Here is an 11,956-nt window from a genome sequence, read left to right on the forward strand (position 1 = left end):
GCTACCGTCGTACTGCTACGGCATTCGGCACGAGGTGTGTCCGCACGACATCGAGGGGGCGTACACGGCATGAGTCTCGGGGACGAGCACCAGGCCTCCGGCGGTTACGGCGGCACGGGCCAGACACGCACGCGCCTGCCCGAGGGAGGCGGCGACGCGTACGGCGGCGCACGCCGCGGCGGCCGCACGTCGTCGCGGAGCCTGGTCACGGTGGTCGGCGTGGTGGTCCTCCTGATCGCCGCGATCGCCTTCGCGAACCGCGGAGGAGGCGACGCGCCGGAGGCGGCCGGAACCGCCGACAAGCCGGAGACGTCGGCGACGGCACCGTCGGGGAAGCGGCCGGTGAAGGCTGCGGCGGGCGGGATCCCGTCGGGGTTCGCACACGACCGGCAGGGGGCGGAGAGCGCGGCGGCGAACTACGCGGTCGCGCTGGGTTCCGACGGGATGTTCAACAAATCCCGACGACACGAAATCGTCCAGGCCATCGCTGCCCCCAACTCAGTTGACCGGCTCCTGGCCGGTTTCGATGCCGACTACTCAGCGGACCTTCTGAAGAAGATCGGCCTTGATGGGAACGGCCATGCCCTGCCGGGTAGCACGTTCGTCAACCGCACACTGCCTGCTGGCACGAGAGTGACGTCTTTCAGTGACAGCACGGCCACCGTCGAAGTCTGGTGCAACGGGCTCTTCGGGCTGGCCGGTGAAAACTCAACCAACCCGGTGACCAGCAGCTGGTTCACCGTGACCATGAAACTGAACTGGAGCAGTGGCGACTGGAAGGTCCTTGAGACCAGCCAGAAGACCGGCCCGACCCCCGTTCCGGGCGACAACCCCGTTTCCGGGGCTGAGGACATCAGCAAGGCGGTCCAGGAGTTCGGAGGGTTCACGTATGCCCGGTAGCCAGCACCGCGCCCTCAAGCTCACCAGCTCGGTGGCCTTCGTACAGGCCGCAGCATTCTTCCTAGCCTCGCGCGCCTACGCAGAACCCACCCCGACGCCTACGAAGAGCGACGACCCCTGCTCCCTCATCGCTGGCCCTGCCAGGAGGTACTGCGAAGGCGACGAAGGATCCGCCGAAAATGGAGGCGGCGGATCCGACGGCAATTCCCTCCTCAACGACCCCACCTCCACCCTCGACCCCCTCTCCTCCCTCGCCAAGGGGTGCGCCGACGCCGCCTCCTGGACCGTCGACAAGCTCAGCGAGGCCGTGCGGGAGACCGCCAACGTCGACTTCACCAACCCGAAGTTCCTCCAGCAGTACGCCGTCGTCTTCGCCGCGTCGACGGTCCTCACCCTCCTCCTCTGGCTGCTGGCCGTCGCCAAGCGGGCCGTCCGCGGCGTCCCGCTGTCCACGGCCGTGTCGGAGGCCATCGGCTTCCTCTGGCTCACCGTCCTGGCCTCCGCCTTCACTCCGCTGATCCTCTACACGGTCGTCTCGGCGACCGACGGGATCACGGACGTCCTGGCGAAGGCGACCGGTGATCAGACGGACGCCTTCTTCGGCACGTTCTCGGAAGCCCTCGACAAGGGCGACGACATCGGCGGCGGCCCGATCATGCTGATCGTCGTCTCGCTCGTCTCCATCCTCGCCGCCGGCGTGCTCTGGCTGGAGCTGGTCATCCGCGCCGCCCTGCTCTACGTCGGCGCCCTGCTGGGCACCGTCGTCTACGCGGGGCTCGTCGACAAGAACCTGTGGGGCCACGTCCGCCGCTGGGCGGGCATCATGATCGCCGTGATCCTGGTCAAGCCCGTCATCGTCATCGTCCTGGGCCTGGCCGGCGCGCTCTCCGCCGACGACGGGCCGGGCGCGTTCTCCGCCGTCGTCTCCGGCCTCGCCATCATCCTGCTCGCCATCTTCGCCTCTGCGATGATCTACCGCTTCGTCCCGGGCTTCGGCGACGAGATCGCCGGCTCCCGCAACAACCGCCTCATGCGCGGTGCCGAGGGCAAGGCCGCCGCGGTGATCAGCTCCCCGGCGACCCTGGTCGCCCAGGGCATCAAGACCCACAGCTCCCGTGCCGACCACAACGGCCAGGGCGGCGCCCAGCCGTCCTCGCCCCGCCCCGCCAACCCCGCCGCCGGCGGGGTCGCCGCACACAGCGCACGCACCGCGAACGGCGGCGGCCCCGTCCCCTCCGCCGCACCCGCGCCCCGTTCGAGCAGCCCGGTGAACACCCCTCACGCCAGCAACACCCGCAACAGCAGTACCAACAGCACGGGAGGTGAAGGGCGTTGACGACCGAGTCCCACGTGTCCCATCCGGTCACGCCCCGCCGGACATATCTGATCGGCCGCGCCCGGCCGAACGCGATCGTCGGCCGCAACCGCGAGACCGGCGAGATCGCGCTGATCGTCGTGGGCGCGTTCCTCGGCATGATGTGCGGCCTGCTCGTCCCCGTGCTGTCCCTGCGCATCGTGCTGCTCATGGGCTTCCCGCTGCTCGCGCTCGCCGCGGTCTACGTGCCGTACAAGCACCGCACGTTCTACAAGTGGTTCGAGATCAACCGCAGCTACAAGCGGATCCTGCGCCAGGGCGCCACCTACCGCTCCGGCGCCATGGAGGCCGGCACCCGCCTCGACGGGCGGGAGATCGAGGTCGGCCCGCCACCCGGCATCGGCCGCATCACGTGGCTGTCCGCCCCCTTCGGACCCGACGAGATCGCCGTCCTGCTGCACGCCGACCGCAAGACGGTCACGGCCGCCATCGAGATCGAGGGCCCCGGCGTCGGCCTGCGCGACTCCGAGGACCAGGAGGCCCTGGTCGACCGCTTCGGCACCCTGCTCAAGCACGTGGCCAACGGCGACGGCTTCGTCACCCGCATCCAGATGCTGGCCCGCACCCTGCCCGCCGACCCGGACGCGCACGCCAAGGACGTCGCCGTCCGCGGCGACGAGAGGGCACCGGACTGGCTCCAGCAGTCGTACGACCAGCTGCTGTCGATGGTGTCCACCAGCAGCGAGCAGCACCGCGCCTACCTCGTCGCCTGCATGCACTACACGCGCGAGCTGGCCGCCGAGGCGCACGCCATGGCCCGCGCCGCCCGCCCGCAGAACGGCCGCAAGCTCGACCGCGACGCCGGTCTCGCGGTCGTGATGGCGCGCGAGCTGACCGACATCTGCTCCCGCCTGCAGGAGGCCGACATCCGCGTCCGGCAGCCCCTCGGCCAGGGCCGGCTCGCCTCGCTCATCCACTCCATGTACGACCCGGACCACCCCATCGACCACATCCAGGCGATGACCAAGCGCAACGCCTGGCCGGCCGAGCTGGACGCCACCGAGCCCACCTTCCTCCAGGCCAAGACCCGCGAGTCCTCCACCCGCGCCCCCTGGTGCCACGCCACCGCCTGGGTGAAGGAGTGGCCGATGACCCCGGTCGGCGTGAACTTCCTCGCGCCGCTCCTCGTCCACACCCCGGACGTCATCCGCACGGTCGCCGTCACGATGGACCTCGAACCCACCGAGGTGGCCATCGAGCGGATGCTGACCGAGAAGACGAACGACGAGGCCGAGGCGTCCCGCGCCGCCAAGATGAACCGGACCGTCGACCCCCGCGACGTCGCCGCCCACAGCCGGCTCGACCAGCGCGGCGAGGACCTCGCCAGCGGCGCGGCCGGCGTCAACCTGGTCGGCTACATCACCGTCTCCTCCCGCTCCCCCGAGGCTCTGGCCCGCGACAAGCGGACGATAAGGGCCTCGGCCGGCAAGTCGTACCTGAAGCTGGAGTGGTGCGACCGCGAGCACCACCGCGCCTTCGTGAACACCCTCCCGTTCGCCACCGGAATCCGAAGGTAGGGGTTGATGCCCTGATGCGGGACCCGCTGTCCGTCATCACCGACGCCTTCACGTCCTTCCTCTTCGGCAAGGTCGAGACCACCCGGCTCCCGGTGCGCACGTCCACGGGCCAGGCGCAGGCGGTCTACCTGCCGACCGCCGCGCCCGGCCTCGGCGACTCCGGCGTCATCATCGGCCGCGAGGTGTACTCCGGGAAGGGCTACATCTACGACCCGTTCCAGCTCTACGGCCAGCAGCTCCCGGCGCCGCACTGGCTGGTCCTCGGCGAATCCGGCAACGGCAAGTCGGCGCTGGAGAAGACGTACGTCCTGCGCCAGCTCCGCTTCCGCGACCGCCAGGTCGTCGTCCTCGACGCCCAGGGCGAGGACGGCGTCGGCGAGTGGAACCTCATCGCGCAGGAGCTGGGGATAACGCCGATCCGGCTGGACCCGATGGCCGCCCTGGACCACGGCATCCGCCTCAACCCCCTCGACCCGGCTATCACGACCACGGGCCAGCTCGCCCTGCTGCGCACCATCATCGAGGTCGCGATGGGCCACGGCCTCGACGAGCGGTCCGGCTTCGCCCTCAAGGTCGCCCACGCCTACGTCAACGAGACCATCGTCGAACGCCAGCCCGTCCTCTCCGACATCGTCGAGCAGCTGCGGCACCCCGAGCCGGAGTCCGCCGAGTCGATGAACGTCGCCATAGACGACGTGCGGGCCTGGGGCCTGGACGTGGCGCTGGTCCTGGACCGCCTCGTCGACGGCGACCTGCGCGGCATGTTCGACGGCCCCACCACGGTCGGCATCGACCTGGACGCGCCGCTCATCGTGTTCGACCTGTCCCACATCGACCGCAACTCCATCGCCATGCCGATCCTCATGGCGATCGTCGGCGTGTGGCTGGAGCACACCTGGATCCGCCCCGACCGCAAGAAGCGCATCTTCCTGGTCGAAGAGGCCTGGCACATCATCAACAGCCCGTTCGTCGCGCAGCTGTTCCAGCGGCTGCTGAAGTTCGGGCGCCGGCTCGGCCTGTCGTTCGTCGCCGTCGTCCACCACCTGTCGGACGTCGTCGACGGCGCGGCGGCGAAGGAGGCGGCGGCGATCCTGAAGATGGCGTCGACCAGGACGATCTACGCGCAGAAGGCGGACGAGGCACGGGCCACCGGCCGCGTGCTGGGCCTGCCGAGGTGGGCGGTGGAGATCATCCCCACCCTCACCCCCGGCATCGCCGTGTGGGACGTCAACGGCAACGTCCAGGTCGTCAAACACCTGGTCACCGAGACCGAGCGCCCCCTGGTCTTCACCGACCGCGCGATGACCGAGTCCTCCGCCGACCTCGCCGACGACGCCCTGCGCGCCGCCGAGCTGGAGGCGGAGGAGCGGGCGGCGGCCTTCGTGGAACAGCACGTCGGCGACTCGTCCGAATCGACGGTGGCGTAGGGGCGGGGGAGGCGGCGCAGCGTGAGACGGGACGACCGGCGCGGTGAGCAGGGCGGCATCCCCGACGGGCTGCTCGTCGGCATACTCGCCTTCCTCCTCGGCATGACCCTGCTGGTGTGGACGTCGACGGGCCTGGCCGGCTGGTTCGCGCACGGCTCCTGGCCCAGCGGCGTCACCTTCGCCCGCACCCCCCTGGCCATGCGCCACCTCGTCGCACAGCCCCACGACATCCCCGGCGCCTGGCCCGGCACCCCCGCCTCCCAGCTCTCCGGGTACGGCCTGTTCTGGGGCCTGCTCATCGGCCAGCTGATGGTGCTGCTCGTGCTGGCGGTGTTCGTGATGGGGACGCTGGCCCGCTGGCGCGCGGTACGGCTGCGGCGGCGTACGGAGGAGGCGGCCGCAGCCCCCGGAACGCCCCCGGCGCAGACGGCTCCGGCACAGGCGCCCCCGGCGCAGACGGCCCCCGCGCAGCCGGTTCCGGTACAGCCCCCGGCCCCGGCCCACCCCGAGGCCGGGGCCGGAGTCCCGCCGGAACCGTCCCCGGCGCACCACGAGGTCCCCACCCCGAGGACGGCCCTGGAGCCGACCCCCTTCCCCTCGGCCGGCGAGCGGCCGGACCGGTGGGAGAAGGTCCTCCTGGGCACGGGGGAGAGCCGCCGGGCCGCCGCCGCGCAGGCCGTCCTGGACGCGGCGGGCCCCGCCCTCGTCGTCACCTCCGACCCCGCCCTGTGGCAGGCCACGAAGGACGCCCGCGCCAAACTCGGCCCGGTCCTCCTCTACGACCCCACCCACCTGTGCGACACCCCGGCCCGCCTCCACTGGTCCCCCACGGCGGGCTGCGAGGACCGGCCGACGGCCACGGCACGCGCTGCGGCACTCCTCACCCCGGTCCGTCCCACCGCCCGCATCGACCAGGCGATCGGCGACACCGCGGAGATCCTCCTGCGCAGCTACCTCCACGCCGCCGCCGTCGACGGCCGCACCGTCCGCCACGTCCACCGCTGGTCCCAGGGCACCCAGGTCCAGGACGCCGTACGCGTCCTGCGCACGCATCCGAAGGCCGCGCCCGGCGCCGCGGGCGAGCTCGAGGCGGCCCTCACCGCCCACCCCGAACGCCGGGACGTGGCCCAGCAGCTGACGACCCGCGCCCTGTCCGCCCTCTTCACCGTCAACGTCCGCGAGTCCTGCACCCCGCACCGAACCGATGCCGCCGTCCTGGATTCCTTCGTCCACGAAGGGGGAACCCTCTACGTGGTAGGCGAATCCATCGAGGACCCCAGGACGAACCCGGGCGCGATGCCCCTGCTGACCGCCCTGGTCTCACACGTGGTCGAGCACGGCCGGCGCATGGCCGCACGGTCATCCTCCGGTCGGCTCGACCCACCACTGACGCTCGTCCTGGACGACGTGGCCGCCGTCGCTCCCCTCGCCCAGCTCCCCGAGCTGCTGGCCACCGGCCACGACCAGGGCCTGCCGGCCATGGTCCTGCTCCGGTCCCGCGAACAGGCCCGCGCCCGCTGGCCGCACGCCGAACTCCCGGTCTGACGCCCCGGGGACCGTCCGCCCCGGGGCACCGCCCCGCCGGCTCACCCCGCGGCCGGAGCAGCTCCTGGCCGGAGCGCACCCCGTATCAGTCCCGCACCAGCACGAACTCCAGCTCGTTCTCCCCCGGCACGGTCACCCCGCTCGGCACGAACCCCAGCTTCCGGTAGCAGCCCTGCGCCCGGCCGTTGTCCTCGTGCACGAGCAGCCGCACCCGCTCCGCACCGCGCCCCCACGCCCACGCGACCCCGGCGTCGAACAGCTCCCCGATCACCCCCGTCCCCCGCCACTGCGGTCGCACGTACACACCGACGACGTGCCCCTGACGGCGCTCGACGGGGTGCCCCGCCCAGTCCGTCGCCCCGGCCTCCTCCATCAGCACCGTCAGCGTCCCCGCCCACGCCCCGCCCGGCACCTCGGCGACGACCTGCCGAGCCCCGGCCGCCCCCTCCGCGGCCCCCGCCGTCCGCTCCCGCCAGTAGGACTCCGGCCGGACCACGGCCCTTTCGTAGGTGTCCAGGAAGGCGAGGTGCGCGAGGGGGTCCCGCAGCGCCGTCAGCCGCATCGCCTTCACGGCGGCCCATTCGTCGGCGCGTATCGCGCGGACCGCCCAGTCACGGGGATCGGAGGCACTCATGCGGGCCACCGTAGTACTGCGGTACGACGCCCTCACCTCATATTCCGACCCGAGGCCCGACGCCGCCCGGCGCCCGTCCGCGCGAGCATCGGAGGCATGCGCACCGCGTTCCGCACGACCGACGAGGACGCCACCATGGAGCCCGTGGCGGAAGAACGGGCGGCCGAGCCCCTCACCGATTACCTCCACCGCGTCACGCGGCGGCTGCGCGCCTTCGACCGGCGCCACCCGCTGGTGTGGGACGTCCACTTCACCGGTTTCTGGGTGACGGCCGCCCTCATCGACTACTACGGCGGCGGCTGGCGCACCCTCGCCCACGACCAGGGCGTGCCGGACGCGCTCCTCCTCGCCCTGAGCCTCGGCCTCTCCGTTCCCCTCCTCTGGCGGCGCGGCCACCCCCGGGCCGCCCTCCTCGCCACGGCGCCCGCGGCCTTCGTCAACGCCTGGACGGGCGCCGTCCTCCAGGCCGCGTTCCTCCAGCTCGTCCTCGTCCACCACATCACTCTGCGCCTGCCCCTGCGCACCCTGGGGTGGGTGGTCCCCCTGCTGACCGCCCCCGTCCTCGTGACAGTGGCCCGCTACGGTGAGGAAACCTGGCACCAGCAGGTCGGCTTCCAGCTGACGTCCATCGCGGTGGCGGCCCTCATCGGCATCACCGTCCGCACCCGCCGCACCTCCACGGAGGCCCTGGAGGACCGTGCCCGCCGCCTGGAGATCGAACGGGACCAGCAGGCCCGGCTCGCCGCCGCCGCCGAACGCGCCCGCATCGCCCGCGAGATGCACGACATCATCGGCCACAACCTCTCCGTCATCACGGGCCTCGCGGACGGCGGCCGCTACGCCGCCGCCAAGTCCCCCGAACGCGCCGCGCAGGCCCTCGACGCCATCGGCACCACCAGTCGCCAGGCCCTCGGAGAGCTCCGCCGCCTGCTGGACGTGTTGCGTGAGGAGGAGGGGGAGGAAGCCGAATGGGCCCCGCAACCCACCCTCGCGGATCTCGACCACCTCGTCAGCGGTGTCCGCAAGGCCGGTCTGCCGGTCCGCACGACCGTCCGCGGCCGTGCGTCCCTCCCCCCGGGCCGCCAGCTCACCGTGTACCGCGTCGTCCAGGAAGCCCTCACCAACACCCTCAAGCACGCGGGCCCCGAAGCCACGTCCGAGATCGTCCTGGCGTACGGGGGGAACGGCGCCGTCACCGTCACCGTCACCGACACCGGCCGCGGCGGCCCGGCGCCCACCGCCTCCGGCGGCCGCGGCCTGCCCGGCATGCGTGAGCGGACCGCCCTGTACGGCGGCACACTCGAGGCCGGCCCTCGTCCGCACCCCGACCGGGGCTGGCGCGTCCACCTTCATCTCCCGGAGGAAATCCCGCAGTGACGACGGTCCTGATCGCCGACGACCACGCCCTTCAGCGTCTCGGCTTCCGCATGCTCCTGGAGAGCCAGGACGACCTGACCGTGCTCGCCGAGGCGTCCAACGGCAGTGAGGCCGTCCGCCTGGCGGCGGAACACCACCCCGATGTGGTCCTCATGGACGTCCGCATGCCCGGACTCGACGGCATCGGAGCGACCCGCCGCATCGTCGCGACCGGCGACCGCACCCGCATCCTGATCCTGACCACCTTCGACCTGGACGAGTACGCCTACGCCGGTCTGCGGGCGGGCGCCTCGGGCTTCCTGGTGAAGGACGCCCAGCCGGAGGAACTCCTCTCCGGCATCCGGGCGGTGGCCTCGGGAGACGCGGTGGTGGCCCCCAGCCTGACCCGCCGGCTCCTGGACGCCTACGTGCACCACTTGCCGACAGGGGCCGCCGGCGCCGCCTTTGCCCCGGACCCGGATCCCCGCCTGGCCTCCCTCACGGACCGTGAACGCGAGATCCTCACGGTCATCGGCCGGGGCTGGACCAATACCGAGATAGCCGAGCGTCTCCACCTCGCCGAATCGACGGTGAAGACCCACGTGGGCCGCGTCCTCGCCAAGACCGGTTCCCGGGACCGCGTCCAAGCGGTCATCCTGGCCTACGACACCGGACTGGTGAAGCCCTCCTGAAACTCCCCTGAGGCCCCGAAAGCAACCCGGGGCAGAAATGAGGAAAACCCCGCATCATGTGATGCGGGGTTTTCCTCAACAATTGTTCGGCGGCGTCCTACTCTCCCACAGGGTCCCCCCTGCAGTACCATCGGCGCTGTAGAGCTTAGCTTCCGGGTTCGGAATGTAACCGGGCGTTTCCCCTACGCTATAACCACCGAAACACTATGAAACAAACAACAACCAGCAAAATGGCCGTTCGTGGTTTCAGAACCAACACAGTGGACGCGAGCAACTGAGGACAAGCCCTCGGCCTATTAGTACCGGTCACCTCCACACCTCACGGTGCTTCCAGATCCGGCCTATCAACCCAGTCGTCTACTGGGAGCCTTACCCCATCAAGTGGGTGGGAGTCCTCATCTCGAAGCAGGCTTCCCGCTTAGATGCTTTCAGCGGTTATCCCTCCCGAACGTAGCCAACCAGCCATGCCCTTGGCAGAACAACTGGCACACCAGAGGTTCGTCCGTCCCGGTCCTCTCGTACTAGGGACAGCCCTTCTCAAGACTCCTACGCGCACAGCGGATAGGGACCGAACTGTCTCACGACGTTCTAAACCCAGCTCGCGTACCGCTTTAATGGGCGAACAGCCCAACCCTTGGGACCGACTCCAGCCCCAGGATGCGACGAGCCGACATCGAGGTGCCAAACCATCCCGTCGATATGGACTCTTGGGGAAGATCAGCCTGTTATCCCCGGGGTACCTTTTATCCGTTGAGCGACGGCGCTTCCACAAGCCACCGCCGGATCACTAGTCCCGACTTTCGTCCCTGCTCGACCCGTCGGTCTCACAGTCAAGCTCCCTTGTGCACTTACACTCAACACCTGATTACCAACCAGGCTGAGGGAACCTTTGGGCGCCTCCGTTACCCTTTAGGAGGCAACCGCCCCAGTTAAACTACCCATCAGACACTGTCCCTGATCCGGATCACGGACCCAGGTTAGACATCCAGCACGACCAGACTGGTATTTCAACGACGACTCCACCCCAACTGGCGTTGGAACTTCACAGTCTCCCAGCTATCCTACACAAGCCGAACCGAACACCAATATCAAACTGTAGTAAAGGTCCCGGGGTCTTTCCGTCCTGCTGCGCGAAACGAGCATCTTTACTCGTAGTGCAATTTCACCGGGCCTATGGTTGAGACAGTCGAGAAGTCGTTACGCCATTCGTGCAGGTCGGAACTTACCCGACAAGGAATTTCGCTACCTTAGGATGGTTATAGTTACCACCGCCGTTTACTGGCGCTTAAGTTCTCAGCTTCGCCTGGACGAATCCAAGCTAACCGGTCCCCTTAACGTTCCAGCACCGGGCAGGCGTCAGTCCGTATACATCGCCTTACGGCTTCGCACGGACCTGTGTTTTTAGTAAACAGTCGCTTCTCGCTGGTCTCTGCGGCCACACCCAGCTCCAGCAGCACGTGCCTTCACCAGACGTGGCCCCCCTTCTCCCGAAGTTACGGGGGCATTTTGCCGAGTTCCTTAACCATAGTTCACCCGAACGCCTCGGTATTCTCTACCTGACCACCTGAGTCGGTTTAGGGTACGGGCCGCCATGAAACTCGCTAGAGGCTTTTCTCGACAGCATAGGATCATCCACTTCACCACAATCGGCTCGGCATCAGGTCTCAGACTGTATGCCAGGCGGATTTACCTACCTGACGTCCTACACCCTTACCCCGGGACAACCACCGCCCGGGATGGACTACCTTCCTGCGTCACCCCATCACTCACCTACTAACCGCTTGGTCCGGCGGCTCCACCACTTTCCTTTCCCCGAAGGGTCCGGAACGGCTTCACGGCCTTAGCATCACGATGCTCGATGTTTGACGCTTCACAGCGGGTACCGGAATATCAACCGGTTATCCATCGACTACGCCTGTCGGCCTCGCCTTAGGTCCCGACTTACCCTGGGCAGATCAGCTTGACCCAGGAACCCTTAGTCAATCGGCGCACACGTTTCTCACGTGTGAATCGCTACTCATGCCTGCATTCTCACTCGTCAACCGTCCACAACTACCTTCCGGTGCTGCTTCACCCGGCAGACGACGCTCCCCTACCCATCACAGCAGGCGTTGGCCCGTATGCTGCAATGACACGACTTCGGCGGTACGCTTGAGCCCCGCTACATTGTCGGCGCGGAATCACTAGACCAGTGAGCTATTACGCACTCTTTCAAGGGTGGCTGCTTCTAAGCCAACCTCCTGGTTGTCTCTGCGACTCCACATCCTTTCCCACTTAGCGTACGCTTAGGGGCCTTAGTCGATGCTCTGGGCTGTTTCCCTCTCGACCATGGAGCTTATCCCCCACAGTCTCACTGCCGCGCTCTCACTTACCGGCATTCGGAGTTTGGCTAAGGTCAGTAACCCGGTAGGGCCCATCGCCTATCCAGTGCTCTACCTCCGGCAAGAAACACACGACGCTGCACCTAAATGCATTTCGGGGAGAACCAGCTATCACGGAGTTTGATTGGC

The 11,956-nt window shown here is 68.9% G+C and carries 8 protein-coding genes and 2 rRNA genes (1 of these 10 only partly in view); 7 read left to right on the forward strand and 3 right to left on the reverse strand.

The window, feature by feature from the left end; translation table 11 throughout:
• The first annotated feature begins 69 nt into the window (after positions 1-69).
• Genes ACSU6Z_RS13710 through ACSU6Z_RS13730 form a run of 5 tightly spaced genes read left to right on the forward strand, consistent with a single transcriptional unit; the run spans position 70 to position 6,764 of the window.
• Complete coding sequence (locus ACSU6Z_RS13710) at positions 70-900, forward strand: hypothetical protein (protein ID WP_437045665.1); 831 nt, start codon at positions 70-72, stop codon at positions 898-900.
• The gene (locus ACSU6Z_RS13715; protein ID WP_437045667.1) at positions 890-2,236 is read left to right on the forward strand and encodes a hypothetical protein; all 1,347 of its coding nucleotides are present in this window, start codon (positions 890-892) and stop codon (positions 2,234-2,236) included. Before ACSU6Z_RS13710 ends, ACSU6Z_RS13715 begins: the two co-directional genes overlap by 11 nt.
• Complete coding sequence (locus ACSU6Z_RS13720) at positions 2,233-3,792, forward strand: SCO6880 family protein (RefSeq protein WP_437045669.1); 1,560 nt, start codon at positions 2,233-2,235, stop codon at positions 3,790-3,792. Before ACSU6Z_RS13715 ends, ACSU6Z_RS13720 begins: the two co-directional genes overlap by 4 nt.
• Before the next feature lie 14 nt (positions 3,793-3,806).
• A complete protein-coding gene (locus ACSU6Z_RS13725) occupies positions 3,807-5,219 on the forward strand; it encodes an ATP-binding protein (protein ID WP_437045671.1) in 1,413 nt (470 codons plus the stop codon).
• Positions 5,220-5,240: 21 nt separating this feature from the next.
• A complete protein-coding gene (locus ACSU6Z_RS13730; RefSeq protein ID WP_437045673.1) occupies positions 5,241-6,764 on the forward strand; it encodes a type VI secretion protein in 1,524 nt (507 codons plus the stop codon).
• 85 nt (positions 6,765-6,849) lie between these two features.
• Here ACSU6Z_RS13730 and ACSU6Z_RS13735 read toward each other — a convergent pair whose 3' ends face one another.
• Complete coding sequence (locus ACSU6Z_RS13735) at positions 6,850-7,398, reverse strand: GNAT family N-acetyltransferase (protein ID WP_437045674.1); 549 nt, start codon at positions 7,396-7,398, stop codon at positions 6,850-6,852.
• A gap of 96 nt (positions 7,399-7,494) precedes the next feature.
• On the opposite strand from ACSU6Z_RS13735, the gene ACSU6Z_RS13740 reads away from it, so the two are divergent.
• Positions 7,495-8,775 carry a sensor histidine kinase gene (locus ACSU6Z_RS13740; RefSeq protein WP_437045675.1) on the forward strand — a complete coding sequence of 427 codons (1,281 nt, stop codon included), beginning with the start codon at positions 7,495-7,497 and terminating at the stop codon, positions 8,773-8,775.
• The gene (locus tag ACSU6Z_RS13745; protein WP_437045677.1) at positions 8,772-9,446 is read left to right on the forward strand and encodes a response regulator; all 675 of its coding nucleotides are present in this window, start codon (positions 8,772-8,774) and stop codon (positions 9,444-9,446) included. The genes ACSU6Z_RS13740 and ACSU6Z_RS13745 overlap by 4 nt, the downstream gene beginning before the upstream one ends.
• Positions 9,447-9,530: 84 nt before the next feature.
• Here the strand turns inward: ACSU6Z_RS13745 and rrf are convergent.
• Positions 9,531-9,647: ribosomal RNA gene (gene rrf, locus ACSU6Z_RS13750) — 5S ribosomal RNA — on the reverse strand.
• A 75-nt stretch (positions 9,648-9,722) separates the two neighbouring features.
• Positions 9,723-11,956, reverse strand: a 23S ribosomal RNA gene (locus ACSU6Z_RS13755); it runs 887 nt beyond the window's last position.

This window comes from Streptomyces sp. enrichment culture, from assembly GCF_964273145.1.
GTDB lineage: Bacteria > Actinomycetota > Actinomycetes > Streptomycetales > Streptomycetaceae > Streptomyces.